Origin of the sequence: Burkholderia sp. Ax-1724 (genome assembly GCF_011752995.1) — a bacterium.
GTDB lineage: Bacteria > Pseudomonadota > Gammaproteobacteria > Burkholderiales > Burkholderiaceae > Paraburkholderia.
Genome location: NZ_VWWL01000010.1, coordinates 1 through 26,068 on the forward strand (window position 1 = coordinate 1; position 26,068 = coordinate 26,068).

Below are 26,068 nucleotides of genomic sequence, written 5' to 3' on the forward strand. Positions count from 1 at the left end.
TAAAACGCGAACGCGCGCGCCGTGGCCGAAGACGCCGCCGACCTCGATCTGCCGAGCCTCGACGCGAACGAAGCCGCTGCCGCGCGCCGTACGTGGCGCCCCGGGCAGGGCGCGGGCGCGGGTGCCGGCGGCGACAACGACTCGATGTACGAGCGCTCGAAGCTGAACCCGGTTCTGACCTTCGACAACTTCGTGACCGGTAAGGCCAACCAGCTCGCGCGCGCGGCGGCGATCCAGGTCGCCGACAACCCCGGCGTCTCGTATAACCCGCTGTTCCTGTACGGCGGCGTGGGCCTCGGCAAGACCCACCTGATTCATGCGATCGGCAATCAGCTGCTGATGGACAAGCCCGGCGCGCGGATTCGCTACATCCATGCGGAACAGTACGTGTCCGATGTGGTGAAGGCCTACCAGCGCAAGGCATTCGACGACTTCAAGCGCTACTACCATTCGCTCGATCTGCTGCTGATCGACGATATTCAGTTCTTTTCGGGCAAGTCGCGCACGCAGGAAGAATTCTTCTACGCGTTCGAGGCGCTGGTCGCGAACAAGGCGCAGGTCATTATCACGAGCGATACGTACCCGAAGGAGATTTCGGGTATCGACGACCGTCTGATCTCGCGCTTCGACTCGGGCCTGACGGTCGCGATCGAGCCGCCCGAACTCGAAATGCGCGTCGCGATTCTGATGCGCAAGGCGCAATCGGAATTCGTGAGCCTGAACGAAGACGTCGCGTTCTTCGTTGCCAAGCACCTGCGCTCGAACGTGCGCGAACTGGAAGGCGCGCTGCGCAAGATCCTCGCGTATTCGAAGTTCCACGGCCGCGAAATCACGATCGAGCTGACGAAAGAAGCGCTGAAAGACCTGCTGACGGTGCAAAACCGGCAGATTTCGGTGGAAAACATCCAGAAAACGGTCGCCGACTTCTACAGCATCAAGGTGGCGGACATGTATTCGAAGAAGCGTCCGGCGAATATCGCGCGGCCGCGGCAGATCGCGATGTATCTGGCCAAGGAACTGACGCAGAAGAGCCTGCCGGAAATCGGCGAACTGTTCGGCGGTCGCGACCACACGACAGTGCTGCACGCGGTGCGCAAGATCGCCGATGAGCGCAGCAAGGACGCGCAGTTGAACCACGAGTTGCACGTGCTGGAACAGACGCTGAAGGGCTAGGCGCGCTGGCGGGAACCCGCCGCGCTCAACCGCGCGCGGCCTGAATTGGCGGGGAGTGCTGGAAATGGTTGGGTTGGGTCGGCGTAAGCGCCGGAAATCGTGGCGCGGAGTAGGAGCCGAGTAGGGACGGACAGCGGATTGCGGGCGGAGCAGGGCGCCAAGCACAGGTGAACTAGCCTGCCAGTGAGCAATCCGGAAACCGCGCCGTGAAATCGACCTGTTTATTCCCCAACTCGCCCCCAATTTAGTGAGGCGGTCCCGTTTTCAGGCACAATACAGGTTTAACCGCCCGGCGGCCGCGGGCGGATTTCACGCCGTGTCGGGCGCTTTTCGTGGCGCCGGCGGGGAGCCTCGGCTGCACGCTGGAGAAGCTTGTCCCGCAAGGCGTGCAGGCCGTTTATCAACGAAGGAACCCTATGCAACTGGTCAAGACCGAACGCGATAACCTCCTCAGGCCGCTGCAAACCGTGAGCGGCATCGTCGAACGCCGCCATACGTTGCCGATCCTCGCCAATTTGCTGATCACCAAGAACGGTCCGGACGTGTCGTTCCTGTCGACCGACCTCGAGTTGCAGATCACCACGCGCGCCGATTTCGGCGTGGGCGGCGATTCGGTCGCGACCACGGTGGCGGCGCGCAAGCTCCTCGACATTCTGCGTGCGATGCCCGACGGCCAGGTCACGCTCACATTGAACGACAAGCGCCTGACCGTGCAATCCGGCAAGAGCCGCTTTGCGTTGCAAACGCTCGCCGCGGACGAGTTCCCGACCGTCGCTCAGGCTAAAGACTACGGCGCGAGCCTCGTGGTTCCGCAAAAGACGTTCCGCCAGTTGCTCGGCATGGTCCATTTCTCGATGGCCCAGCAGGACATCCGCTACTACCTGAACGGCATGCTGCTGGTGGTGGACGGCGACCAGCTGATGGCGGTCGCGACCGACGGCCACCGCCTCGCGTTCTCGTCGATGAAGATCGAAGGCTCGTTCGCGCGCCAGGAAGTCATCATTCCGCGCAAGACGATTCTCGAACTGCAACGCCTGCTCGAAGACATCGACGACACGCTGAAGATCGACATCGCGCAGACGCAGGTCAAGTTCACGTTCGGTCAGGTCGAGCTCGTGTCGAAGCTCGTGGAAGGCAAGTTCCCCGACTTCCAGCGCGTGATTCCGAAGTCGCACAAGAACAAATTCCAGATCGGCCGCGAAGAACTGCAGCGCTCGCTGCAACGTGCGGCGATTCTGACCTCGGACAAATTCAAGGGCGTGCGCTGCATCGTCGAGCCGGGCCAGTTGAAGATCATGTCGACCAACGCCGATCAGGAAGAGGCGCAGGAAGAACTGGAAATCGCCTACGACGGCGACAGCGTCGACATCGGCTTCAACGTCACGTATCTGCTCGACGTGCTCGCGAACCTGAAGGTCGACATGCTGCAGGTGAGCCTGGGCGATGCCAGCTCCAGCGCGTTGATCACGATTCCCGAGAACGACGAATTCAAGTACGTGGTGATGCCGATGCGCATCTGACGCGGCCAACATCAAGAAGAACACCAAGGGGCGCAGCGCCCCTTTGGCGTTTTTATGGCGTTTTGAAAAGTCCAGAGCAGCAACCAAGCAGCAACGCAGAACCGGAAAAAATCCATGACTGAAACGAACAATACGCAGCCCGATAACAGCTACGGCGCCTCGTCCATCCAGATCCTCGAAGGTCTGGAAGCCGTGCGCAAGCGGCCTGGGATGTACATCGGGGATACATCGGATGGCACCGGTTTGCACCACCTCGTGTTCGAAGTGCTCGACAACTCGATCGACGAAGCGCTCGCCGGGCATTGCAACGACATTCAGGTGATCATCCACGCGGACAACTCGATCTCGATCACCGACAACGGCCGCGGCGTGCCGACCGGCCTGAAGATGGACGACAAGCACGATCCGAAGCGCAGCGCCGCCGAAATCGTGATGACCGAACTGCACGCCGGCGGCAAGTTCGACCAGAACAGCTACAAGGTGTCGGGCGGCCTGCACGGCGTGGGCGTGTCGTGCGTGAACGCGCTTTCCGCGTGGCTGCGCCTCACCGTGCGCCGCGACGGCAAGAAGCACTTCATGGAATTCCACCGTGGCGTGCCGCAGAACCGCGTGCTCGAAGAAATCGACGGCGTGACCACGTCGCCGATGCAGGTGATCGGCGACACCGAAAACCGCGGCACCGAAGTGCATTTCATGGCCGATGAGACGATTTTCGGCAACGTCGAATATCACTACGACATTCTCGCGAAGCGCATTCGCGAACTGTCGTTCCTCAATAACGGCGTGCGGATTCGTTTGCTCGACCAGCGTTCGGGCAAGGAAGAGGATTTCGCGTTCGTCGGCGGCGTGAAGGGCTTTGTCGAGTACATCAACAAGAACAAGTCCGTGCTGCACCCGAATATTTTCCACATCTTCGGCGAGAAGGATGGGGTGGGCGTCGAAGTGGCGATGCAGTGGAACGACAGCTACAACGAAAACGTGCTGTGCTTCACGAACAATATTCCGCAGCGCGACGGCGGCACGCACCTTACCGGTTTGCGCGCGGCGATGACGCGCGTGCTGAACAAGTACATCGCCGATCACGAAGTCGCGAAGAAGGCGAAGGTCGAAACGTCGGGCGACGACATGCGTGAAGGGCTGTCGTGCGTGCTGTCGGTGAAGGTGCCGGAGCCGAAGTTCAGCTCGCAGACGAAGGACAAGCTGGTGTCGTCGGAAGTGCGCGCGCCGGTGGAAGAAGTGGTTGCGAAGGCGCTCGAGGAGTTCCTGCTCGAAACGCCGGGCGACGCGAAAATTATCTGCGGCAAGATCGTCGACGCGGCGCGTGCGCGCGATGCGGCGCGCAAGGCGCGCGAGATGACGCGCCGCAAGGGCGTGCTCGATGGCGTGGGCTTGCCCGGCAAGCTCGCGGATTGCCAGGAGAAAGACCCGGCGAAGTCGGAGATTTATATCGTCGAGGGTGACTCGGCGGGCGGGTCGGCGAAGCAGGGGCGTGACCGCAAGTTCCAGGCGATTTTGCCGCTGCGCGGCAAGGTGCTCAACGTCGAGAAGGCGCGCTACGACAAGCTGCTTTCTTCGGAGCAGATCGTCACGCTGATTACCGCGCTCGGCTGCGGGATCGGCAAGGAAGACTACAACCTCGAAAAGCTGCGTTATCACCGCATCATCATCATGACCGATGCTGACGTCGACGGTGCGCACATCCGAACGCTGTTGTTGACGTTCTTCTATCGACAGATGCCGGAGATGATCGAGCGCGGGTATATCTACATTGCGCAGCCGCCGCTCTACAAGATCAAGGCGGGGAAGGACGAGCGGTATCTGAAGGATGAGTCGGAAGTGAATGCTCATATTCTTCGGCTCGCGTTGCAGGGGTCGGAGCTGCTGGCTTCCGAAGGCGCGACGCCGATTACTGGCGATGCGCTGGGCGAGTTAGCGCGGGCTTATCTGTTGGCGCAAGCGGTGGTCGATCGGTTGAGCCGCCTGTATGACGCCGGTGCGCTCGAAGCCGTGATGGATGGCGTCGCGATCGATCTCTCCAATGAGCAGGCGGCCGAGGCTTCGGCTCGCGCGCTCGAAGCGAAGCTGCGGGACGATGCGCTAAAGCCTGAAGTGACCGTGACCACGATGTATGACCCGGTGCGGGAACTGCGCTCGCTGCGCATCGCGCGGACGCATCACGGGAATCAGAAGGTCTCCGTGTTCGATGAAGATTTCCAGTTGACCGCGGATTATCAGCAACTCGTGAATACGGCTAATACGTTCAAGGGCTTGATCGGGGCGGGTGCTGTGATCAAGCGTGGTGAGCGGAGTATGGCTGTCACCGACTTCAAGAGTGCGATGAAGTGGCTGCTCGCGGATGCTGAGCGGAATATGTCCAAGCAGCGGTATAAGGGCTTGGGCGAAATGAATCCCGAGCAGCTTTGGGAAACGACGATGGACCCTGAAGTGCGGCGTTTGCTGCGAGTGCAGATTGAGGATGCTATTGCGGCCGACGGCATCTTTACCACGCTGATGGGGGATGATGTCGAGCCGAGAAGGGCGTTTATTGAGTCGAATGCGTTGAGGGCGGGGAATATTGATGTCTAACTTTGTGCAGCGCGAACGATAAAGCGAGATTTCGGGAAGCATCCACTGAGACATCGATGGTGCGGACCGCAGCAGATGCACCTCAGTGGTCAAATCCACTGCAGTGCATTTGCGCTGGAGTTACTTCGGGCTGTACATGATCCATCATAGGCCCTCGCCGGGAGGGCCTATGATGGATCATGTACTTTTCTCCTAAAACCGCGAGTATTGCGCGCTTGGGCTGGCCGTCTTCATAGGCCTTGTAGAGAAGAGAAGTGCCTGTTTCTCCGTCAACATATACCATTTAAGCTCCGCATTTTTTTTACGAAGCACTTCCCACGATTGGCTCAATACGCGCGAGGATAGCGCGAAAATCGGTCGGCTCCAGGGCGTCGTCGCGAAAGGAGGCGGTCGTAATCATCAGCACTTCGCAAGACCCTTCGCACTAGGACGCTCGGCTCAGCGGCAGCAAGTCCTGGTCGACCAGGCGTACCTCAATTCGGTTTGCTGCCGACACGTGTTCAGGGGTCTCGAGACTAAAAATCTCATCCTTCAACGTTACGATTATCGTTCCCGATTCCTCCCGGTCTAGTGGAACAGGAATGAGCAACTGCGCATCCGGCACCTGGGATGTCGTGAGCTTCCGAGGCAGATAGAGCATCCAGCCCACACCTAGCCGGTCCCGAAAGACCCGCTTGTGGTGATACCGGGTCGGGGCCACGGTTACATACTCCGCCTGCAACGTCCTGGCAATGACCGCAACCACACTGGCGACAGCCTGCGCGTCGCCCAGAAGGTCCGCTCGGTACAACAGGATTTCCAGTGCATGCGGGCTGCCCTTGAACCCGAGATTGACATCGAGGAGCGCCATGCCTTTCTTGTCTTTGTTACCGTTCCACAGGCCAACGCTTGCCGGTTCTCCCGGTGTTTGACGAAACTCCTCCCTGAGTACGGCCAGTAGGGCCTGTCCCGGCACGCCATCTTCGTAGGCCGGGTAAAGCAAAGAAGTGCTCTCGCTCTCTGTGGCCATGAACCATCTGGCGAGCATCGGATTGCACATTGCCAGCACGTCGGCAATAGGTCGGATGCGCTCAAGAACGGTGGCGAAATCGGTCGGCTCAAGTGAGTCGTCACGGAATAGGGCTCGAATCTTCATTCGGTTCTCAGGGTTCAACGACAAATGCAACAGAGTACTGCTCCAGCGTATCGGCGAGCGCGGTACACATCGCGGGGGTCTGGAAATACCAAGTGAGAGTTGCCGGAGGATTGGGATTGACTACGGCAGCCTGCCGGGCAATGTCGTCCCTGAATTTTCTCAGCCTGGGAGCGAACCATGGTTCCGGATTTTCGTCCTCGTCAAACATGCGAGTGAAATTCCCCTTCGCCTCCTGCAGCATGCACTGCCCAGCCTTAAACCCGTCGAACCAAATGTTCTCCCACCACCACTCCATGCTCCACACGTTGTCCACCACATCGTATGGAAAGCCTGTGATGCGCGCCTGATACTCGCGCGGCGCCCGGTTCATGCTGTGGTTTGCCGCGAGCATTTGCCCGCTCTCCGGCGGGCATTGCTTGCACTTTTCGTTCGTCTTCGGTACAGCGCGCACAATTGGTGCGCTCCGCGACTGGGAATTGTGCGAATCGCCAGACAGCGACGCAGTCGCGCCCAGCACGGCACCTCCGGCCACGGCTGCGGCACCGGTTGATCCCACCCACCATGCGGCGATACCTTCCCCGGCCGCCTCGACGGCGGGTATAGCGAGCGCTATCACGCCTTTTCTCCCTGTTGTTCGCGGTAACGCCAGCGGGCGACTGCCATCAGGTCGCGCAAACGCCGCTCCACGTCTGCTCCCGGCTTTTTCAGCCAGTATGCAACACCTGGCCGTTCATAAAATCCCGGCGTAATGGCCTCGGTGTCGAGAAACTCGAACATCGCTTCGTCGGAGTGAATCCCGAGCTTGCGGGCCGCCTGAAACGCATACGCAAGACGTTCAGGCAGCGTACGGTCGGCAGCAAGCGCGGGCCATCGCCGCACCAGGTCGGCGCAAAGCGCGTGCAGGTATCCCTGCTCATCGAGCCGCTGCAGCGCGGCGGCCTGCTCGGTCGTGAATTCAAGCATAGCTGGTCCAGACCCGGGTAAGTTGACCACCGACTTCAACCATCCAGTCGACTACGGGCATGAAGAACATCTCCCGCTGCTCCTGCGTCATGACGCCGCCAGCAATTTCAGGAAGAAGCCGGGCGTCATACCAGCGGACAAGCGACACGGTTCCATCTGGCATACGGGCATTCAGCCGCTGCGTCAGGGCATCAGCGAGCGGGCGCAGGTCCTGTTGGCTGATGAGCCAGCTCGTACCGCCGGCACCGGCGGCAAGCCCGGTCGCGACGGCGAGGTTCGACGCCGTCGCTTTCGCCGTATCCATCAACCACGGTCCCGCCTGTACCAGCGGCGCATCAGCCGTCATCGAGAACAGGCCCCAGGAGCCGGCGCCGGGTTCGGGATAGCCGAAGCCATGCATCTGGGCGAGCATTCCGTCCACGAGCGCATAAAGCCGTGCCAGCGGACCAAAGCGATAGATGGCACGGTCAAGAATTTCGTCGAGCGCTGCGGACATGGTCTATCCACGTGACACGGTGCTTGCGCCATTCGCGGCGGCCGCCTGCAGACATTCGAGACAAAGTGTGGACGAGGGCGCCGGTGTATCCGCCACGGCCACACCTGCGGAGCCGGAACCACCACCGGTCGACTGTGTGGTCGGACTGCTGGAGAACAGTTGGGTACTTGCCTCAATGACCGCGCCGCACGAGAGCTTGTCACCGTGATATGCGAGTGGTCGGCCATAGACGACCGTCTGTGGCGCCTGACTCGTAACGATGGGAAATGACCCGCCGCACTTCGGGCAGGGTACCAGGTCGCCCAACTGCGCGGCCGCCTTCCCCTGCACCTTGTAGGATTGGTTGCCAGTCACAATCGTCCCGCCGTGCGTGGTTTTATCACCAACGCATGCCACGTTGCTACCCATCATTACCCCGTCTGCGTCTGGAGAAAATGCCGGGCTCACGCGCCAGCGAGGGAGGCATGACCTGTATCCAGGTCGGCCGGCCAGGCGGGCTCACGACTGGTTCGCATACCGATGTAATGCAGGACGGCGGTCAGCGTAGCGAACGGCGACAGTCCCCGGGCGAGCGCGGTCGCCGCCACATTGCCCTCCGCGAGCAGTTTTCTGTTCGTGCGTTGCCACAACCGGTAGCTGTTACGGAATGAGACCTCGGTCGGAACGAGTTCCGGTGCCGGCACCGCGGACGGTCCGCCGTCCATGTATCGGCGGATATATTCGAACTGGTCGTTCAGGCTATGCACGATCTGACGACCGTTCTCTGTCGTCTCGTCGTCGATGGTGTAGACCGTGCGACCGAACGAAAACGATTGGCTCACGCGCCCCTGGTCATCGAGCACATGACAGCGCAGCCCGTACGGCGTACTCCGGGAAATCGGGTCCTTCGGGCGCTGCTCGATGAAAAAGAACGCCTTGTCCCAAGGGACTGAAATGACACCTTTCGCGCCCGCCCCCCGATAGGCGTGCACCATGCGCGTCTGGCGATTGAACCGGATGGGAATGCGGGTCCAGGTGAACAACTCCTGACGAAAGCCCCACAGCGACACGAGGACGATGCCGAATCCAACCAGCATGATGACAGCGACAAAGGCCATGGCTACAACCAGTTCTGCGCCACTGATGTTGGGCGGGGGATTACTGAACGCCCAGATCATCACCCCGACGATAATCACTCCCATTGCAAAGATGAAGATACAACCGTACGTCAGCATGCCGCGCTGTTGATACGCCGCATTCATGGTTTCAAGCCACGTGTCGTTCATTCCGAATATCGAGTCGTCATCGTGTGCTTTCCCACTGGCCGGAATATCGACCTTGAGCTGACGGGACTTTTCCTCGTCCGTCAACGGCCGGCGCAACTTGAGCCACAATCTACCTTCCCATGCCATTGCTTATGCTCCCAATCCGGCGTACGCCTTTTGCTCTTCCGCCAGCGAACGGTATTTGTCGTCTTTCTTGTTGGTGCCAAAGTAGCTGCGACCCAGAAACTCCTTCAGTTCGCGCTCCTTAAAATACATGATGATCAGCCCGATGGCGATAAGCAGGATGGTCAGTGGGAGAATCCACGAGGCCAATATGCCGCAGGTCACACAGATTCCCAGTACGGCGCCGGCGACAGCGGAGGACCAGTAGGCGATGGCCAGTCCCACGTGCCCCGCCTTCCACTGTTCCGTGCCGTTCATGGTGTCGTAGACCACTCCGACGATGGCCGCTGGCGCGCCTAGCCAGCGACCCGCCGCGCTCAGACCTTCCGCCATGTCCGCGCTCAGGAAGGTCGGCAGTTTGAGCTTGGCTCCATGTGCGGCTTCGAGCGCCGCACCCGACAGGCCGGCGGCACCCGACGCCACAGTGGTTAGCGCCGTTCCGAACTTGATTTTCGTTTCCGTATCGTTGAAATGCGTGGCCTTGCACATCTCCTTGCCCGCATAAATGACATTGATGACAGTGAACACACCCGCGAAAGCGCCTGCCGCGACTTCCCCTCCCGTCACCTTTTTGAACGTCGGTACGAAGTCTGCTTCGATGGTCGCATCCGTGAGCATCAGCTTGCTGGCCGGGTTCGCCACCTGTTCGCCGGTCGCCCGTGCGCCCGACGAACTGTTGATGTTCGAGAGCCCGTCCTTGTTCACGATGATGAACTGCGGCACTTCGGTCACGTTGCCGTCCGTGCCCTTGGTCGTGAACTGTGCTCGAATCTGGGACTTCAGGTCCTTCATGGTCGGACGCTTGTCGGCCGGCATCATCTCGTACATCTGCCGCGCGAAGTAGGTAATCCACTGCGACTGCGTGCCCTTGACCGGCCGGTACACGACCACGTTTCCGGTCCGCACGCTTGCCAGATAGACCGCAGTCTTCGCAGCCGCCTTGTCGATACCGTTTGACACCACCTTCGCGATAGGCGCGCCTACCTCGTACACGAGTTTCGCCCCACGCAGGTAGAAATTGGCGAAGTACTGCGGCGCCTTCGCGTTGATGGCCTTGGCCGCGGCAAACCACGAATCGATGCCTTTGGCGAGGGTCTCGCGCATCTCCGAGACGGGAAAGCCTGCAGCAGAATTGAGCTCGCTAACGTTCTTGTCCAGGTTCAGGCACAACGCACGCAATAGCAGATTCGTGTTGTCATCTGGTTTGCCCTGCAGCCATTTCGACAGCAGGTCAAACGCCTCCTTGCGCTCCGTCGAGCCCTGGATACAGGCCGTGAACGCACTCTCGTAGAAAAGACCATTCAGCGGATCCTGCGTGTCGTAGTCGTACTGGAACACATGCGCAAGATTCGGCGAGCTCAGCCACGCTACGTGGTCCTGCGAAAGCGGCAGCCAGGTGGCGGTCTGCTCCTTCGCGAAATCATTCTGCATGGACGTCAGGTACTGGTCCGCCGCCTTGGCACTCACAGCCTCCGAATAAGACTCCCACGCCTGCTCTTTGACATGTCCAAGCCCCGCCTGGTCACTGGAGCGCATCTGGGCCAGGTCACTGTTCACCCGCTTGCCACCATCGAAGAGCGAAACGAGGGCGTCATTTTCCATGATCTGGCCTTCGAGCATTTGCTCGGCCATCTGGTCGTCCTTCACGGCGCCGTTCTCTACCGCATCCTTCCAGTTCTTGACCATTGCGGCCGACCAGGAGCCCCAGTCGTAGTGAGCCTTCAGGTACGCAAAGGCGTAGTGGCTTTCGACGTTCAGTTCCTGCGTAATGCCAATCGGGTCCCAGAGCGCAAAGACCACGCCCTTGTGGGGTGACAGATGGTCCATGGCGGCATTCAGGGCTGCGGCCTCCTGACTGCGGTCGTGCCAGTTGAAAGGCGATGTTACAAACGCCGATGCCCCTCCACCCTTGTACTCGGAAACCACGTTCTGGACCTGGGTCGCGGAGGTCGCGTGCGGGGCACTGCCAGGGCTCGCGAACCAGCCGGATGCGTTGAACGCCTGCATCCGCTTTGTGCGGCACCCACCCTTGTCTGCCGCGTAGGCGTTTCGAACGCTTGGCGTCCACTGGACATCACTGAAGGCGAGATAGACCGTACCAACGCGGTCAGCATGGTCGATGGTAATGCACTGCGCGAGCTCTGGATGTCCGTTCTGCTTGCAGGAAAAGGGCTTCTCGAGCGAGCGGTCGACCACCGTGTCGAGTGGCACCTCGTAGCAGTTACTTTCACCAGTGACGGCGAAACACTGCCACTTCGAGGTCTTCGGGTAGAAAACGTAGACGAAGCCGCTGCGCAGCGAGCGCAGCGTGTATTTCGCCTTTGCCGAGGCCACATCCTGGACATGCGCACCGAAATTCCCGCTCACGAGCGGCACGCCAGTGATGCCGTGCACGCGCGTGGCTGCGAGCGCTGAATAGCGCACCGGAAGAACTGGCAGCCCCTTTTTCTGGCACATGTTGCAGGACGTTGGCGGCGCGCCTGCCGCGGCGGCTGATTGCGTAATGGCAGAGACGCTGGGGGAGCCTGCGGGCATAAAGATTCTCCAGAATTCCGATTCGTTTTGGTGTCAGGGCAAGGGGAAGTACTGGGCGCTTTCCTGCCTGAGCCGTTGCCAGTCATCATCGGTGTACGTGGACACCGCCTCGGCATAGGGTGTCGAATGCGACGCCGCCAGCACGGCCTGAATCTGAGGATGGCGGTCGAAATTTGTGGCGACCAGCACGCCGTGAAGCGCGAATGGTATCTGGTCGTCTTCCGACAGGTTGTAGTCTTCGGCCTTGCGAAACTGCGCATCGAGCTGGCGGGGCAGTTCTGCGGTTATTTCTGCTCCGGCATTTCTGAGGAGGTCGAGCGCTCGCCGCACCAGCGCGAGACGGGCAATCTGCTGGTACTGTTCGGGCTGCACCGTAAGCGCGCCGACGGCCTGACCGTCGAAATGTGCTTCAGACCACCTGCCCGACGCATCCAGCCAGCTCCAGCGCGTAACCGGCCCCATCAGGATGGCAAGCTGCGCAGGTTGGAGTATCCAGCGCAGGTGCGCGTAGACGCGCGGGTCGTAGTAGCGGAACACGGCCTTGCCGGCGATAGGTTTTCGCAGCAGCAGCGCCTGCGCGAGATGCGTGCGCAACTCGTAGGTTCCGGCTTCGGTCTCGAGGATGGCACATACACGCGGATGACGAAGCTGCTCCTGGTCGTGCTCTGCTATCGCGCGTACGTGCCCAATCTGTCGTTCGCCGTGCTCGAGCAACCAAAGAGTGGGCGCCACGCCGGCAAGCTGCGGACGCTCGTCCGGTACGAGCTCACCGACCTCGTACGCGCGAGGTGCCGGGCCCATGTCGAATTCGCCGTTGTTTGGCTCGACGATGAGATAGGTGTCAGTGGTCATGGCAGCCTGCCCGCTCCTTAGACAAGCGAGGCACCGCTGGCCGCGGCTGAGGCGAACTGGGACGCACACGACTCCGAGTTCGGGACGCTCGCCGACGCATTCTGGCTCTGCGGGCCGCCAAAGTCGTGGCTGGCCCCCTTGAAGTCGAGCTTGCCAGGAGCGTGTACCTGAACGTCTCCATTGGCGATGCGCAGGACCGCGCCACCCGCGGAGAGAGTGATTTCCTTTTGCGCCGACACGGTAACCGCGTCCGAGGTCGACACGACCTTCAACGTCTTGTCAGCCGTCAGCTCGAGGTTGTCCGATAGCGCCATCAGTTGGACCTTGCCCTTGCCGGCAAAGAGCTTCATACCGCCGTCCCGGGCAAAGAGGCTCATTTTCTGGCCGACACTAGCGACGTACGATTGCGTCGACGCAACGTAGGTATTCCCGCCACTCACGAGGTTGACGTGATCGGTGGCCACTATGTGGGTCGACTTCATGGAGGTCAGCCCGATGCCGTTCGGACTGGCAAGCACCATCACGGGCTCTGAGAATGAAGCCGCCTCGCCGGTGCCGCCACCCGCCGTCGAGCCGCCTCCGGACTTGCCGGACGTGGTCTGGTTTGTTGCGTTCGCGAACGTCAGCAGCTCATCGTGGCCCGCCGCTAGCGGCTCAGCCTGGACGGCCTTTGCCGCATCCGACTGCGTTTCCATGATGCCGGCCGAGTCGGACAGGTGCTGGCTTGCTTCCTTCGCGTCGAGTGGCGCAGTGGAAGTGCCCTCTCGCGAAAATGTGGACAGGTAGAGCCCTTGCGACGCCCGGACTGCGCCGAATGCCTCGCTCTTAAGGTCGAAGCCGGTGCCGAGATAATTTCCACGCACGTTGCCGGTCTGGTCTACGAGATATCCCAGGTGCAGGTATGAGTTCGCCACTGAACTCAGGAGCTGCGTACGGTTTTGCCCAGTCGAATCGTCGAAAACAAGCTGGTTGGCGCCGCTGCCCTTATATTCCTTGGACTTGAATCCCGACATCAGGCCGTTGGAATGCCACTGTGGCTTCTGGTTGCCATTAAACAGGCATCCGCTGATGACGGGGCGGTCGCAATCGCCATCAAGATAGGTGATGGCCACCTCATGTCCCACGCGCGGCGTAAAAACCCCGCCGAAGTCGCCGCCCGCATAGGGGTACATCACCCGCATCCAGCACGACGAATGCTGGTCGCCTGCACTGAGCCGGTCCCAGTGCATCTTGACCTTTACACGGTTGAGACTGTCCGTGTAGACCTCTTCGTTGCTCGGGCCAACCACGATAGCGGTCTGCGTGTGCATGACCGGTTTCCTGTGCTCAAACGGGCTGCGAAACGGTACGGTTCTGCGCTGGGCTTCGATCTCGACCAGGAAGAAGCCGTCGCTCCCGGAGGACAGGTCCTGGGCAAGCGAGGCTGGCGCTTCGCCCTGGTTGAGTTTACGAATCTCGGCAAGCTGCGTCTGCAGGCTGTAGGGGAAGGGTTTAGTATTGCCCATGGGTACATTGTTTTCAATGTACGTGTCGACTTCCAGGATTGCGAATTCGCGGTTTTGCGGCGTGTCCCGATCATGTTCGGGATGTTGCTCAAGCTGGAACCAGTAGCCGGCCTGGACCTGACGCACAGCACCTGAGCCGAAAAAGCGTTTTGCGCTCGACTCCCATTCCTCGAGTCGGATTTTGGTCAACCGGTCACCTCGGTTGCTATCCGGATAGGTGTAGGGGCCTGTGTATTCGTAGACCTCGGCTTGCTCCGGCAAGTCGCCCTGGTTGTCTACCGTCGGAATCGAATTTGATTTGGTGGCACCTGGCGACTTGTAGTCGAAGGTCGTCGGCGAATACTGTGTGCTTTGGAGCGTACGCGTGCCGGCCCATTGTGTGAAGGCGTTGGACTCTCCGCTCACGTTTGCTCGGGAGAAATCAACGGATTGGGGGCTAAGTGGTGGCAGAGAGAACAGGTCGTCAGTGATAACCAGCGTATGTGCCTTGCCGTTGGCAGACTGCTCGAAGTACCCGAACCACCCCTCCGACTCCATGATGCGATTGACGAAATTCCAGTCGTCCTCGTACTGGGTACAATAGGAGCGGGCTGGCGCCGGGTTGCGAAGCACAAAGCGAAAGGCACCTTGGGCCTGAGGGTGCGCGTTGAATACCGTCGTGAGAATCTCGTCCGGCGTCTGGTCCTGAAAAATCTGTGCGTCCTTGCGGAACCTCAAAAAATGGAGCCAGGAGGAGAATTTCAACTGGTAATAAGTGAGCGCACCATCCGCTCCTAGCTTTCGTGCGGCATATACAAGCCCATTGAATGGCAGGTACGACTTGTCCGCCTGTTGTACCCATAGAGTGACCGGTTTCGCAATGAGACTTTTAAGCTCAACCGCCCCGTTCAGCGACGCGATCTCCACCGTGTAATCGAAATTACGTCCAAGCCGTGATTTCCCCGCGACTCGCAAGGGCAATAACACGTCCTGTCCGGCTGGCGTGTCGAGCTTTAGCAGGCGGTCAACCTGGCTCATTTCGCTCGTCATGTTTGAAATCAGGTCCTGCGCACCCATACGCCGTTGCCCCGTTTTATAAATGCCTGAAAACGAGCAAAATCATATGATAAAAAAGCATGGCATGCACACCGAGGTCAGACGATATTTGACGCTTATCTGCAAATTAACGTATCCACCTCACATAAATCATGAAATTATTTCCGATTAAAATATCGGTGATGAATATTTTACCTTTCGGTTTGAAGAGCTTTTCGCAGTTGGCTTGAAGCAGTCAGGATTAGACGACCTCGACGTTCGCCACTATAAAGAACGCTGATGCTCGGTACTAACGTGCAAAAGGCCGCAAACGCGGCCCTTGGAATGTCGAAAAACGAACCAGGTCAGTCGATCTCAGAGCTCGCACGCCTTCCGATTTCCTCATCGGTCGCTTGCCGGCCAGCAATGGTGTAGTTTCTATTCGGTGCAATCATGATCTGGCCGGACCGATAATCGACGCTCAAGAAAACGCGTTGACCGGGCAAAAATCCCGCGTGTTCGAGTAGTGCATCGACAACTGGCATCCACGGAAATGCGACCCGCCGACGCTGTTCCTCTGAGCTTTCTGCGGCGTCATAGGTGCTGATCTTTACGGCATTACGGATGCTTGCCATTGCCACATCCCGGGCACCTGTCTGGCCAGAACCGATCGAGGCGATCAGTCAGATTGATCCGAATGATGCATATGCTGAGCCGAGAAAGGGTACCCCGGTCGGCTGGGCTGAAACCGTTCTGGCGCAACAGCGCAAAGAATATCCCGACGCACCGCAGCGCAAAACGGAGGGCTGGTCTGGCATAAAGGACGGCGTCGAAAATGCGAATCAGTGGGCTCTTGATCAACCGCCGAAGAACCTGGTCTGATTTCATTGATGATGAAAAAAATAGCTCTTGCCGTCTTTCTGTTTATCAGTTCAGGGTTGGCGTCGGCTGAGCCAGGCTGTAGCCTCGAGCAACTAAAGGCGAACTCAACAACGTGTGATCGCAACCAGGTCTCAGCTCAGGACGAAGCAGCTTATGTGGACTTCAGAGTGAAGGAAGTCGCCGGCCTCCAGCCCGACGATGTCAAATCATTCCTGGACTCGTTAAAAAAGCTGTTGAGACGGACGACGAGACGTACCTCAGCAATGTAACCCGGTATCCCTTGCGATATTTTGAGAACAAGAAGCGAAGATCTGTTAAAGAATCCGTGCAGTTCAAAAAGAAATATAAGGTGATATTCACAGATAAGATCAAACATGCTATCGAGAATCAACAGTACCAAGATCTCTTCATCGATTCCGACGGAATAATGCTGGGTAGCGGTGAAGTGTGGGTATCAGGCATCGTGGAAAAGTCAACGCCTCCGAAAACGGATATCAAGATCATTGCCATCAACAATCAGTGAAGGAATGCTCGGATGCATGCAACTCGCTAAGAGTCGCCAACACAACCTGGACATCAAGCGATGGACGCCATATCCTGGCGAGATGGCAAGACGAAAAATCAGTAACGAGTTGTGGGTGGCTCTGGAGCCGTTGATTCCGGTGTTCACGCCGTCGCCCAAAGGCGGACGCCGCCGGACGGTGGATGACCGCGCAGCATTGAACGGCATCCTGTATGTCTTGCAAACAGGCATTCCATGGGAATACCTGCCGAAAGAACTGGGCTTCGGCAGCGGGATGGCCTGCTGGCGAAGGCTACGCGACTGGCAAGCCGTAGGCGTGTGGGAGAAACTGCATCTGGCGATGCTTTGCCGATTGCGTGAGCATGACCAGATTGATTGGGAACGGGCAAGTCTTGATGCCACCAGTGTTTCCAGCCCCCGGGGGGCCAGGAAACCGGCCCTAACCCGACAGACCGGGGCAAGCTCGGGTCGAAACGGCACATCGTCGTAGATGCGCGCGGCATTCCATTGGCCATCACGGTCACGGGGGCTAACCGGCACGATTCGATGGCATTCGAGCCCACGCTTGATGCCATTCCTGCGGTGCCAGGCCTGAACGGACAGCCACGCAAACGCCCGGGCAAGCTGCATGCGGACAAGGGGTATGACTTTGCACGCTGCCGTCGTTACCTGAGGCAGCGCGGCATCACGGCCCGTATCGCCCGCCGTGGCGTGGAAAGTAAGGAGCGGCTCGGCCGACATCGCTGGGTAGTCGAGCGCACGCATGCCTGGTTTGCCGGTTTCGGCAAACCAGGCATGCGTTTCGAGCGTCGTCTCGATATTCATGTTGCGTTGCTGTCCCTGGCCGCTGCCGTTATCTGTTCGCGCTTCGTTGATAACTTGTGTTAGCCGCTCTAAGCTTTGCCATTGGAAGGATCATGTCCGTATCCACCATCCAACGGCAGCCCCAATCCCCCTTCACCCAACCCCAACTTATCCACATCCCCCTCTGGACAACTTCTGTAAATCCCCACCAACACATTGTGAGCGAAACCTTAATAAACCCAGCACGTTAACCGACCGCAAAAAAATTCTCCCAGGCTCCGCTGCTCTGTCCGCTTGCGCTCCCAAGGGTTATCGATTCCGCAGCCCATTGATCCGTAAACGAACTTCGAAGTTATCCACAGCGAACAGCCCCGCTTGTTAACTATTACTACGTATACATATACAAAGAATATAAAAACCAGAACCCGCGTTAACGACCCGCACAACGTATACGCACACAACACCGGCAGCAACGAAGGAACTCAAAAGCAATCACGACGCAGCCGGTTAACCCAACGGCAAACAAATCTCCGTCACCAACTCCGCGGGCGCAGTCCCCTTTGGACTATTCAAATACTCCTCAAACGCCGGCGCATCCGCCGCCGCCCTACCAGATTGCACGAGCCACGTCCCATACAACCACTCATAAGTCGCCCGCATATCGCTATACGGCCCGACATGCCGCAACACCGCATACTCTCCACCACGTATACGCGTCATCGAAACTCCATCACTCATAGCAACAGACGCGGCAACTTCGGTCATCACCGGCCCCGGCAACAACACTCCCGCCTTCGACCGCAGCTTCTGTTCCTCGACCACGCCCGGGTCATCGAAGAAAAGCCCGACCATCCGCATCTCTCCCGCAAGCAGATTGTGTTTCCCAAGCCAGCCGAACAAAGCATCAAAAGCCTTGCCGATCTGCATATAAGGCCCGACATGATCGACCGACAGAATCTCCATCGGCTCCACACTACGAATTACGACCTCACGCTTCATCGTCATTTGATCGTCTCCTTGCGAATTTCACGCGGGCCGCGCGAAGCGGAACGCGGATTAAGCACTTGCTGATTGCACCACGTTTTCGAATCGTGGCAGCGGTAGTCGTAGCCCGTAAACAAACGTCAAAGCCTCAACCAAACAGCCTACGTAAACGAAAGCCGGAAAGCCACATCAACAAGCAGCACCAACAATCAACCCCCGTAAACCGCATCGACGAACAGCACAGCAGCCCCAAACCCAAACCTGCAAACGTGACGCTGCCTTCATTTGGCGCTATCGTGTAACGAGAGCACCACCAGAAGCACGCAGCATGCCACCGCCGTCCCATTCCCGCCCGCGTTCGCGCGAAGCGATGGAGCCGCAAACATGAGCTACACCGAGTCGATCGGCAGTCGCACGTACCGTTTCGCCGACCTGAAGACCCTGCTCGCCAAAGCAAGTCCGCAGCGCTCGGGCGACCAGCTCGCGGGTATCGCGGCCGCGAGCGAGGAAGAGCGGGTCGCCGCCAAAATGGCGCTGGCCCAGGTGCCGCTGCGCACGTTCCTGAACGAACCGCTGATCCCCTACGAAACCGACGAGGTCACGCGCCTGATCGTCGACGATCACTCGCCTCAAGCCTTCACCGACATCTCTCATCTGACGGTCGGCGACTTCCGCAACTGGCTGCTCAGCACCACCACCGACACCGACGCACTGACCCGCATCACCGAAGGCCTCACCCCGGAAATGCTCGCCGCAGTCTCGAAGCTGATGCGCAACCAGGACCTCATCGCTGTCGCTCGTAAACGCCCTGTCGTCACGCGCTTTCGCAATACCGTCGGCTTACCGGGCCATCTGTCCGTACGCCTGCAACCGAACCACCCGACCGACGACGTCAAAGGCATCGCCGCCTCGATGCTCGATGGCCTGATGTACGGCTGCGGCGACGCGCTGATCGGCATCAACCCCGCGAGCGACAACCTCGCGGCGATCACGAAGCTGCTGCTGATGATCGACGACTTCCGCCAGCGCTATCAGGTGCCGACGCAATCGTGCGTGCTCACGCACGTAACGAGCACGATCGCCGCGATCGAAAAAGGCGCGCCGGTCGATCTCGTGTTCCAGTCGATCGCGGGCACCGAGAAAGCGAACGCGAGCTTCGGCATTTCGCTTGCGCTGCTGCGGGAAGCGTACGAGGCGGGGTTGTCGCTCAAACGCGGCACGGTCGGTAGCAATTTGATGTACTTCGAAACGGGGCAGGGCAGCGCGTTGTCGGCGGATGCGCATTTCGGCGTCGATCAGCAGACCTGCGAGGCGCGCGCGTATGCGGTGGCGTGCAAGTTCGAGCCGTTTCTGGTGAACACGGTGGTCGGCTTCATCGGCCCGGAGTATCTGTACGACGGCAAGCAGATCACGCGCGCGGGTCTCGAAGATCACTTCTGCGGCAAGCTGCTCGGCGTGCCGATGGGTTGCGACATCTGCTACACGAATCACGCCGAAGCGGATCAGGACGACATGGACAATCTGCTGACGCTGCTCGGTGTTGCGGGCGTCAATTTCATCATGGGCGTGCCGGGCGCGGACGACGTGATGCTCAATTATCAGAGCACGTCTTTCCACGATGCGCTGTACGTGCGCGACGTGCTCGGTTTGCGGCGCGCGCCTGAATTCGAGGCATGGCTGGAGTCGATGCAGATTATCGACGCACACGGCGCATTGCTCGGCGCATCGGCGCGGCAGCCGCTGCTCGAAGGCGCGCGCGACTGGATGGGGATCACATGAGCGAGAACGGGAGCGGGAACGAAAGCGACGCACTCGACAGGGACCCGTGGAGCGTACTGCGCCAGTTTACGCAGGCACGCATCGCGTTAGGCCGCGCGGGCAACGGCGTGCCGACCGCGCCGCTGCTCGCGTTCAATCTCGCGCATGCGCAGGCGCGCGATGCCGTGCATCATCCGCTCGACGTCAACGCGCTGCACGAAGCACTACAAGCGCTAGGATTCGACACGCTGGACGTGCATAGCGCCGCGCCGGATCGCGAGCATTATTTGCGGCGTCCCGATCTCGGGCGGCGTCTGTCGGACGAGAGCCGCGCGGCGCTTGCGCAACGACCGGCACAAACGAGCGATGTGCTGTTCGTGATCGGCGATGGTCTATCGGCATTTGCCGCGTCGAAGCAGGCTGTGCCGCTGCTGCAAGCCGTGCGCCCCAAATTCGCGGACTGGCGCATCGGCCCTGTGGTGATCGCGCGTCAGGCGCGCGTCGCGCTTGGCGACGAGATCGGCGCATTGCTCGGCGCGAAGATCGTCGTGATGTTGATCGGCGAGCGGCCCGGTTTGAGTTCGCCGGATAGTCTCGGCATCTACATCACGTACGCGCCGCAAACGGGCTGCACCGACGCGCAACGCAACTGCATTTCGAACGTGCGCCCCGAAGGGCTCGACTATCCGCAAGCGGCGCACAAGCTGCACTATCTGCTCACGCAGGCGAGGAAGCTCGGGCTGACGGGCGTCGGTTTGAAAGACGAGAGCGAGGCGTTGCCGGCGAGCGTGCCCGCAACGCCCGGAGCCGTGAGCCGCGATTCGGGTTCGGGTTCGGGGTCAACCTCAATCTCAAGCTGAACCGCGTGGTCAACGCGAATCGCATAGCCGACACGCGGCAAAACATCAGCGCGCAGGCGACCGGACACCACACTGCTCCCGATACCCGCCGTATACACCGCTCCCAGCCAGTCCGCCGAGCGCGTTTACTTCCGCAACAACCTCAACCCATTCCCCACCACCAGCAAGCTCGCGCCGACATCGGCGAACACTGCCATCCACATCGTGCCGAGGCCCATCAGCGTCAGCACGAGAAACACGCTCTTGATGCCCAGCGCGAGCGCGATGTTCTGTACCAGCACCGCATGCGTTGCCTTCGACAGCCGGATAAACGCCGGAATCTTGCGCAGGTCGTCGTCCATCAGCGCGACGTCGGCGGTTTCGATCGCGGTGTCGGTGCCCATTGCGCCCATCGCGAAGCCGATGTCGGCGCGCGCGAGCGCGGGCGCATCGTTGATGCCGTCGCCGACCATGCCGACCGTCGCACCCGCGGCCGACCATTGCGCGACCGCGTCGAGCTTGTCTTCGGGCAACTGGTCGCCGCGCGCTTCGTCGACGCCGACCTGCTGCGCGATCGCCGCGGCCGTGTGGCGGTTGTCGCCGGTCAGCATCGCGGTGCCGACGCCGAGCCGCCGCAATTCGGCGACGGCGGCGCGGCTCGTGTCCTTCACCGTGTCGGCGACCGCGAACAGCGCGAGCACGCGTTGGGCGTCGGCGAGCATCACGACGGTTTGGCCTTGCGCTTCGAGTGCTTCGAGGCGCGCTTCGAGTGGCGGCGAGCAGCGGCCCAACGCTTCGATCAGGCGATGATTGCCGAGCCAGTACGTTGCACCATCGATCTCGCCGCGCACGCCGCGTCCGGCGAGCGCTTCGAAGGTATCGACGGGCAGGTGGGCGATGCCGTCGTCGTGCGCGGCCCTGGCAATGGCCATCGACACGGGATGATCGGAGCGGCCCGCGAGGCTGGCCGCGAGCGTGCGGTATTGAGTCGCGCGGGCATCGGCATGAGCGTCACTGGCGCCCACATCGCCAACACCCGCGCCAACACCAACGTCATCCCCCACCACCTCGAACCCGGTCAACACCGGCTTGCCATGGGTCAGCGTCCCGGTCTTGTCCAGAGCCAGCCGGCTCAGCTTGCGCCCCTGTTCGAGATACACCCCGCCCTTGATGAGAATCCCCTTGCGCGCCGCGGCCGCGAGCCCGCTGACGATCGTCACCGGCGTCGAGATCACGAGCGCGCACGGACACGCGATCACGAGCAGCACCAGTGCCTTGTAGGTCCACGCATGCCAGGCCCCGCCGAACAGCAACGGCGGCACGACCGCCACGGCGAGCGCGATCGCGAACACGATCGGCGTATAGACGCGCGCGAATTGATCGACGAAACGCTGCGTCGGCGCCTTCGTGCCCTGTGCTTCTTCGACCGCATGGATGATGCGCGCGAGCGTCGTGTTGCCGGCCGCCGCCGTCACGCGATAGTCGAACGAGCCCGCCTGGTTGATCGTGCCGGCGAATACGGCGTCGCCGGTGGTCTTGTCGACCGGCAGGCTCTCGCCGGTGATCGGCGCCTGATCGACGCTCGAGCGGCCCGCGACGATCTCGCCGTCGAGCGCGATCCGTTCGCCCGGCTTCACGCGCACCAGCGCGCCGGGCGCGATCGCGTCGACGCGCATGGGCTGCCACGCGCCGTCGGGCTGCTGCACGCTGGCTTCTTCGGGCGCGAGCCGCATGAGTCCCTCGATCGCATTGCGCGCGCGGTCGAGCGAGCGCGCTTCGATCAGCTCGGCGATCGTGAACAGCACCATCACCATCGCGGCCTCGGGCCATTGACCGAGCAGTGCCGCGCCGGTCACGGCGATGCTCATCAGCGCGTTGATGTTCAGATTGCCGTTGCGCAGCGCGAGCCAGCCCTTGCGATACGTCGTGAGCCCGCAGGAGACGATCGCGACGAGTGCGAGGCCCGCCACCATCCAGACGGGCGCGCCAAGCCAGCCAGCGGCCTCTGAGCCGGCCGCGACGACTCCGGCGAGTGCCAGCGGCCACCAGGGCTTCGGCGTAGCGCTGCCGGGGGCCGTGGGGGTTGCGTTGGGGTTGTCGCCCGCGAGTTCGGGGGTGAAATCGAGCGAGCGCAGCGCGGCGAGGATCGGTTCGAGTGCATCCGGCGCGTGGACGACCGTCAGCACGCGCTGGATCAGGTTGAAGTCCATGCTGCGAACGGCCGGCAGACGGCCGAGCTTCTTGCGGATCAGCGCTTCCTCGGTCGGGCAGTCCATCTGCATGATGCGGATCGCGGTGCGCAGGTCGTCGCCGACAGCTTCGGAACGCGGCAGGCGCAGTGGCGTCGGCGCGGGCGCGGCGGGGGCGCAGCAGGCGCCGTCGGCGTGATCGTGGGAGTGAGCCGAGGCCTGGCCGCGCTTGCGGTCGTGCCCGTCCGCGTGATCGTGGCCATGCTCATGGCCGTCGCGGTGAGTGTGCCCCTCATGCCGTTCAGCGCGGTTTCCATGCGGGTGCTGGGCGTGCGCATGCGCGTGGCCATGTCCATGAGCATCATGCCCACAGCCGCCGCCCGCGCCGCTTTCGTGACCGCTTTCATGACCATGAGCGTGGCCGTACTGCTGCGTGTCCGCCTGCCCGTGGCGCCCATGCGCACAGGCCTCGTCCGTTTCAGGACGATCGGCGGCAAAACGGCTGATTTCAGGCATAGTGGCTTCCTCGTGCGATTTGTGGTCTAGTAAACACCTTGAAGCCACTACAAGGTCAAGGCCGCGTAGCAGGAGGGCCCATGAAAATCGGCGAACTGGCGAAAATCGCCCATTGCACGACGGAAACGATCCGTTTCTACGAAAAGGAGCGCCTGCTGCCCGAGGCGGAGCGCACCGAAGCCAATTACCGCAGTTACACGGCGAAGCACGTCGAGCGTCTGCGTTTCATCCGCAACTGCCGCGCGCTCGACATGACCCATGACGAAATCCGTGCCTTGCTGCGTCTGACCGACGCGCCGGCCGGCGGCTGCGGCAGCATGCATACGCTGATCGACGAGCACGTCGCGCACGTCGACACCCGTATCGAAGAGCTCCAGCAGCTGAAGGCGCAATTGGCCACGCTGCGCGAGCAGTGCCATGGCGAGCATCCGGTCGAGGACTGCGGCATCGTGCATGGCCTGACCGAAATGGACGTGAGCGTGCCGCGCACGCGGCATACGCATCTGGGCTGACGTGCTGAATCTGAACTGAAGTGCACCAGCCGGCACGTCGCGTGCCGGCGCATTGCCGTGGCAAGCAATCCCATGCAAGGCCAGGCCGTTCGCGCGGCCTGGCCGACCGATCATCGAAACATCGAATCCAGTTGGAGAATCAACGTGTTTACCTGTAGAAACCAGTCCTGCGGCGCGCAGTGGGAGCAGTCCGACGTCGTTATCAAGAACGAGGGGCAGGGGCTGCTGTTCCGCTGCCCGCTGTGCGGCGCGCGCAATTACGTCGAGCGTTTCGACGGCGACGACGGCAAAGTGCTGTATGAACAACTGCCGGGCCGTCCCGATCCGGGGCCGATGGCCGAGTAATCGCGCGTCGTTCGCCCTGTCGTTAGCGTCAGCCCCAGCTTCAGCCCAATCCAGGACCTTATGAACCGTCCCACTCCCGCCGGTGCCGCATTCAGCGAATTGCCGCTGCCGTCCGCGACGCTCGCGAACCTCACGCAACTCGGCTACGTCGAGATGACGCCGATCCAGGCCGCGAGCCTGCCGATCGCGCTCGCCGGCCACGATCTGATCGCCCAGGCCAAAACCGGCAGCGGCAAGACCGCGGCGTTTTCGCTCGCGCTGCTCGCGCGGCTCGACGCGCGCCAGTTCGACACGCAGGCGATGGTGCTCTGCCCGACCCGCGAACTTGCCGATCAGGTCACGCAGGAAATCCGCCGCCTCGCACGCGCGGAAGAAAACATCAAGGTGCTGACCTTGTGCGGCGGCACGCCGATGCGTCCGCAGACGGCGAGCCTCGAACACGGTGCGCACATCGTGGTCGGCACGCCGGGCCGCATCATGGATCACCTCGAACGCGGCAGCCTCGCGTTGCAGTCGCTCAACACGCTCGTGCTCGACGAGGCCGACCGCATGCTCGACATGGGCTTCTTCGACGACATCGCGAAGGTCGCCAGGCAATGCCCGAAAGAGCGTCAAACGCTGCTGTTTTCGGCGACGTACCCCGAGGGCATCGCGAAGCTGAGCCAGCAATTCCTGCGCAATCCGAAGGAAGTCAAGCTCGCCGAGCGGCACGACGACAGCAAGATCCGTCAGCGCTTCTATGAAGTGACCGAGGACGAGCGTCTGCACTCGGTCGGGCTGCTCCTGAACCACTATCGCCCGGTCAGCACGATCGCGTTCTGCAACACCAAGCAGCAGTGCCGCGATCTGCTCGACGTGCTGCGCGCACAGGGCTTTCATGCGCTCGCGCTGCATGGCGAGCTCGATCAGCGCGAGCGCGATCAGGTGCTGATCCAGTTCGCGAACCGTAGCTGCTCGGTGCTGGTCGCAACCGACGTCGCCGCGCGCGGGCTCGACATCGCGCAGCTCGAAGCGGTGATCAACGTCGACGTGACGCCGGACCCTGAAGTGCACACGCACCGCATCGGCCGCACGGGCCGCGCCGATCAGGACGGCTGGGCGTTGAGTCTCGCGAGCATGGACGAGATGGGGCGCGTCGGCGGTATCGAGCAGGCGCAAAAGCGCGACGTCGAATGGCACAAGCTGGCGGACCTGAAGCCGGCTGGCGACGGGCCGCTGCTGCCGCCGATGGAAACGCTGCAGATTCTCGGCGGCCGCAAGGAAAAGATTCGTCCCGGCGACGTGCTCGGCGCGCTGACCGGCGAGGCCGGTTTCGAAGGCTCGCAGATCGGCAAGATCAACGTGACCGATATGTCGACCTATGTCGCGGTGGAGCGCAGCATCGCGCGCGAGGCGGTGCGCCGGCTCAGCGCGGGCAAGCTGAAGGGGCGCAAGGTGAGGGTCCGGTTGATGGACGGCGAGTGACGGTATCGGCTCCGGGGCCGCAATCGAGCGATTCCCTTTGCGGCTC

21 protein-coding genes and 1 pseudogene are annotated in these 26,068 nt (G+C 61.1%); 11 read left to right on the forward strand and 11 right to left on the reverse strand.

Features of this window, described 5'->3' with window-relative positions:
* From dnaA to gyrB, 3 genes and pseudogenes are all read left to right on the forward strand, one after another.
* Positions 1 to 1,173: pseudogene (gene dnaA / locus F3J19_RS13320) on the forward strand (chromosomal replication initiator protein DnaA); the annotation flags it as partial.
* A 416-nt stretch (positions 1,174 to 1,589) separates the two neighbouring features.
* The gene (dnaN, locus tag F3J19_RS13325) at positions 1,590 to 2,693 is read left to right on the forward strand and encodes a DNA polymerase III subunit beta (protein WP_129956695.1); all 1,104 of its coding nucleotides are present in this window, start codon (positions 1,590 to 1,592) and stop codon (positions 2,691 to 2,693) included.
* A gap of 114 nt (positions 2,694 to 2,807) precedes the next feature.
* A complete protein-coding gene (gene gyrB, locus F3J19_RS13330; RefSeq protein WP_167042015.1) occupies positions 2,808 to 5,279 on the forward strand; it encodes a DNA topoisomerase (ATP-hydrolyzing) subunit B in 2,472 nt (823 codons plus the stop codon).
* A 424-nt stretch (positions 5,280 to 5,703) separates the two neighbouring features.
* On the opposite strand, the gene F3J19_RS13335 is transcribed toward gyrB, so the two are convergent.
* The 9 genes from F3J19_RS13335 to F3J19_RS13380 all read right to left on the reverse strand — a co-directional run bounded on the left by F3J19_RS13335 (position 5,704) and on the right by F3J19_RS13380 (position 15,841).
* Entirely contained in the window at positions 5,704 to 6,414 is a 711-nt protein-coding gene (locus F3J19_RS13335; protein ID WP_167042016.1) for an Imm52 family immunity protein, read from the reverse strand.
* A 7-nt stretch (positions 6,415 to 6,421) separates the two neighbouring features.
* Positions 6,422 to 7,030: a restriction endonuclease fold toxin 5 domain-containing protein gene (locus F3J19_RS33075; protein ID WP_167042017.1), complete on the reverse strand. Its 609-nt coding sequence runs from the start codon at positions 7,028 to 7,030 to the stop codon at positions 6,422 to 6,424.
* A complete protein-coding gene (locus tag F3J19_RS13345) occupies positions 7,027 to 7,377 on the reverse strand; it encodes a hypothetical protein (RefSeq protein ID WP_167042019.1) in 351 nt (116 codons plus the stop codon). Before F3J19_RS13345 ends, F3J19_RS33075 begins: the two co-directional genes overlap by 4 nt.
* Positions 7,370 to 7,873, reverse strand: a complete 504-nt coding sequence (locus tag F3J19_RS13350; protein WP_167042021.1) for a DUF4123 domain-containing protein — start codon at positions 7,871 to 7,873, stop codon at positions 7,370 to 7,372. Before F3J19_RS13350 ends, F3J19_RS13345 begins: the two co-directional genes overlap by 8 nt.
* A gap of 443 nt (positions 7,874 to 8,316) precedes the next feature.
* Positions 8,317 to 9,264 carry a DUF6708 domain-containing protein gene (locus tag F3J19_RS13360; RefSeq protein WP_167042024.1) on the reverse strand — a complete coding sequence of 316 codons (948 nt, stop codon included), beginning with the start codon at positions 9,262 to 9,264 and terminating at the stop codon, positions 8,317 to 8,319.
* A 3-nt stretch (positions 9,265 to 9,267) separates the two neighbouring features.
* The gene (locus F3J19_RS13365; protein WP_167042026.1) at positions 9,268 to 11,835 is read right to left on the reverse strand and encodes a T6SS effector BTH_I2691 family protein; all 2,568 of its coding nucleotides are present in this window, start codon (positions 11,833 to 11,835) and stop codon (positions 9,268 to 9,270) included.
* 33 nt (positions 11,836 to 11,868) lie between these two features.
* Positions 11,869 to 12,687 (reverse strand): DUF4123 domain-containing protein, encoded by an 819-nt coding sequence (locus tag F3J19_RS13370; protein ID WP_167042028.1) that lies wholly within the window; start codon positions 12,685 to 12,687, stop codon positions 11,869 to 11,871.
* Between the two features lie 17 nt (positions 12,688 to 12,704).
* A complete protein-coding gene (locus tag F3J19_RS13375; RefSeq protein WP_167042030.1) occupies positions 12,705 to 15,248 on the reverse strand; it encodes a type VI secretion system Vgr family protein in 2,544 nt (847 codons plus the stop codon).
* Between the two features lie 323 nt (positions 15,249 to 15,571).
* Positions 15,572 to 15,841, reverse strand: coding sequence for a hypothetical protein (locus F3J19_RS13380; protein ID WP_167042014.1), 270 nt, complete (start codon positions 15,839 to 15,841; stop codon positions 15,572 to 15,574).
* Between F3J19_RS13380 and F3J19_RS13385 the strand changes: the two genes are divergently transcribed.
* Together F3J19_RS13385 and F3J19_RS13395 are read left to right on the forward strand one after the other, a co-directional pair.
* On the forward strand, positions 15,831 to 16,088 hold the full coding sequence (locus tag F3J19_RS13385; protein WP_205192842.1) for a hypothetical protein: 258 nt from the start codon (positions 15,831 to 15,833) through the stop codon (positions 16,086 to 16,088). The two genes, F3J19_RS13380 and F3J19_RS13385, sit on opposite strands and share 11 nt — an antisense overlap.
* A 605-nt stretch (positions 16,089 to 16,693) precedes the next feature.
* Positions 16,694 to 17,499, forward strand: a protein-coding gene (locus F3J19_RS13395) for an IS5 family transposase (RefSeq protein ID WP_167042489.1) whose coding sequence is annotated in 2 segments (ribosomal slippage) — positions 16,694 to 17,024 and positions 17,024 to 17,499 — 807 coding nt in all. Because the reading frame shifts where the segments join, the coding sequence is not laid out codon by codon here.
* Positions 17,500 to 17,922: 423 nt separating this feature from the next.
* On the opposite strand, the gene F3J19_RS13400 is transcribed toward F3J19_RS13395, so the two are convergent.
* Positions 17,923 to 18,420 carry a GyrI-like domain-containing protein gene (locus F3J19_RS13400; RefSeq protein ID WP_167042034.1) on the reverse strand — a complete coding sequence of 166 codons (498 nt, stop codon included), beginning with the start codon at positions 18,418 to 18,420 and terminating at the stop codon, positions 17,923 to 17,925.
* Between the two features lie 363 nt (positions 18,421 to 18,783).
* Between F3J19_RS13400 and F3J19_RS13405 the strand changes: the two genes are divergently transcribed.
* Positions 18,784 to 20,178: an ethanolamine ammonia-lyase subunit EutB gene (locus tag F3J19_RS13405; RefSeq protein ID WP_167042036.1), complete on the forward strand. Its 1,395-nt coding sequence runs from the start codon at positions 18,784 to 18,786 to the stop codon at positions 20,176 to 20,178.
* Positions 20,175 to 21,017 (forward strand): ethanolamine ammonia-lyase subunit EutC, encoded by an 843-nt coding sequence (gene eutC / locus F3J19_RS13410; protein WP_167042038.1) that lies wholly within the window; start codon positions 20,175 to 20,177, stop codon positions 21,015 to 21,017. Before F3J19_RS13405 ends, eutC begins: the two co-directional genes overlap by 4 nt.
* 125 nt (positions 21,018 to 21,142) lie before the next feature.
* On the opposite strand, the gene F3J19_RS13415 is transcribed toward eutC, so the two are convergent.
* Positions 21,143 to 23,272, reverse strand: coding sequence for a heavy metal translocating P-type ATPase (locus F3J19_RS13415; protein ID WP_240158945.1), 2,130 nt, complete (start codon positions 23,270 to 23,272; stop codon positions 21,143 to 21,145).
* A 108-nt stretch (positions 23,273 to 23,380) separates the two neighbouring features.
* On the opposite strand from F3J19_RS13415, the gene F3J19_RS32620 reads away from it, so the two are divergent.
* From F3J19_RS32620 to dbpA, 4 genes are all read left to right on the forward strand, one after another.
* Positions 23,381 to 23,731 carry a hypothetical protein gene (locus F3J19_RS32620; RefSeq protein ID WP_240158930.1) on the forward strand — a complete coding sequence of 117 codons (351 nt, stop codon included), beginning with the start codon at positions 23,381 to 23,383 and terminating at the stop codon, positions 23,729 to 23,731.
* 50 nt (positions 23,732 to 23,781) lie between these two features.
* On the forward strand, positions 23,782 to 24,213 hold the full coding sequence (cadR, locus tag F3J19_RS13420) for a Cd(II)/Pb(II)-responsive transcriptional regulator (protein ID WP_167042042.1): 432 nt from the start codon (positions 23,782 to 23,784) through the stop codon (positions 24,211 to 24,213).
* A 144-nt stretch (positions 24,214 to 24,357) separates the two neighbouring features.
* Positions 24,358 to 24,558 (forward strand): hypothetical protein, encoded by a 201-nt coding sequence (locus tag F3J19_RS13425; RefSeq protein ID WP_167042044.1) that lies wholly within the window; start codon positions 24,358 to 24,360, stop codon positions 24,556 to 24,558.
* 60 nt (positions 24,559 to 24,618) lie between these two features.
* Positions 24,619 to 26,022 carry an ATP-dependent RNA helicase DbpA gene (dbpA, locus tag F3J19_RS13430; RefSeq protein WP_167042046.1) on the forward strand — a complete coding sequence of 468 codons (1,404 nt, stop codon included), beginning with the start codon at positions 24,619 to 24,621 and terminating at the stop codon, positions 26,020 to 26,022.
* Positions 26,023 to 26,068 lie beyond the last annotated feature (46 nt).

Bases quoted from the DNA above. Each gene is read 5' to 3' on its own strand.
- dbpA (WP_167042046.1), top strand. From the start codon at position 24,619: ATGAACCGTCCCACTCCCGCCGGTGCCGCATTCAGCGAATTGCCGCTG.
- F3J19_RS13345 (WP_167042019.1), bottom strand. From the start codon at position 7,377: ATGCTTGAATTCACGACCGAGCAGGCCGCCGCGCTGCAGCGGCTCGAT.
- F3J19_RS13380 (WP_167042014.1), bottom strand. From the start codon at position 15,841: ATGGCAAGCATCCGTAATGCCGTAAAGATCAGCACCTATGACGCCGCA.
- dnaN (WP_129956695.1), top strand. From the start codon at position 1,590: ATGCAACTGGTCAAGACCGAACGCGATAACCTCCTCAGGCCGCTGCAA.
- F3J19_RS13405 (WP_167042036.1), top strand. From the start codon at position 18,784: ATGAGCTACACCGAGTCGATCGGCAGTCGCACGTACCGTTTCGCCGAC.
- cadR (WP_167042042.1), top strand. From the start codon at position 23,782: ATGAAAATCGGCGAACTGGCGAAAATCGCCCATTGCACGACGGAAACG.
- F3J19_RS13415 (WP_240158945.1), bottom strand. From the start codon at position 23,272: ATGGACTGCCCGACCGAGGAAGCGCTGATCCGCAAGAAGCTCGGCCGT.
- F3J19_RS13400 (WP_167042034.1), bottom strand. From the start codon at position 18,420: ATGACGATGAAGCGTGAGGTCGTAATTCGTAGTGTGGAGCCGATGGAG.
- F3J19_RS13335 (WP_167042016.1), bottom strand. From the start codon at position 6,414: ATGAAGATTCGAGCCCTATTCCGTGACGACTCACTTGAGCCGACCGAT.
- eutC (WP_167042038.1), top strand. From the start codon at position 20,175: ATGAGCGAGAACGGGAGCGGGAACGAAAGCGACGCACTCGACAGGGAC.
- F3J19_RS13350 (WP_167042021.1), bottom strand. From the start codon at position 7,873: ATGTCCGCAGCGCTCGACGAAATTCTTGACCGTGCCATCTATCGCTTT.
- F3J19_RS13370 (WP_167042028.1), bottom strand. From the start codon at position 12,687: ATGACCACTGACACCTATCTCATCGTCGAGCCAAACAACGGCGAATTC.
- F3J19_RS13360 (WP_167042024.1), bottom strand. From the start codon at position 9,264: ATGGCATGGGAAGGTAGATTGTGGCTCAAGTTGCGCCGGCCGTTGACG.
- F3J19_RS13375 (WP_167042030.1), bottom strand. From the start codon at position 15,248: ATGGGTGCGCAGGACCTGATTTCAAACATGACGAGCGAAATGAGCCAG.
- F3J19_RS13385 (WP_205192842.1), top strand. From the start codon at position 15,831: ATGCTTGCCATTGCCACATCCCGGGCACCTGTCTGGCCAGAACCGATC.
- F3J19_RS13365 (WP_167042026.1), bottom strand. From the start codon at position 11,835: ATGCCCGCAGGCTCCCCCAGCGTCTCTGCCATTACGCAATCAGCCGCC.
- gyrB (WP_167042015.1), top strand. From the start codon at position 2,808: ATGACTGAAACGAACAATACGCAGCCCGATAACAGCTACGGCGCCTCG.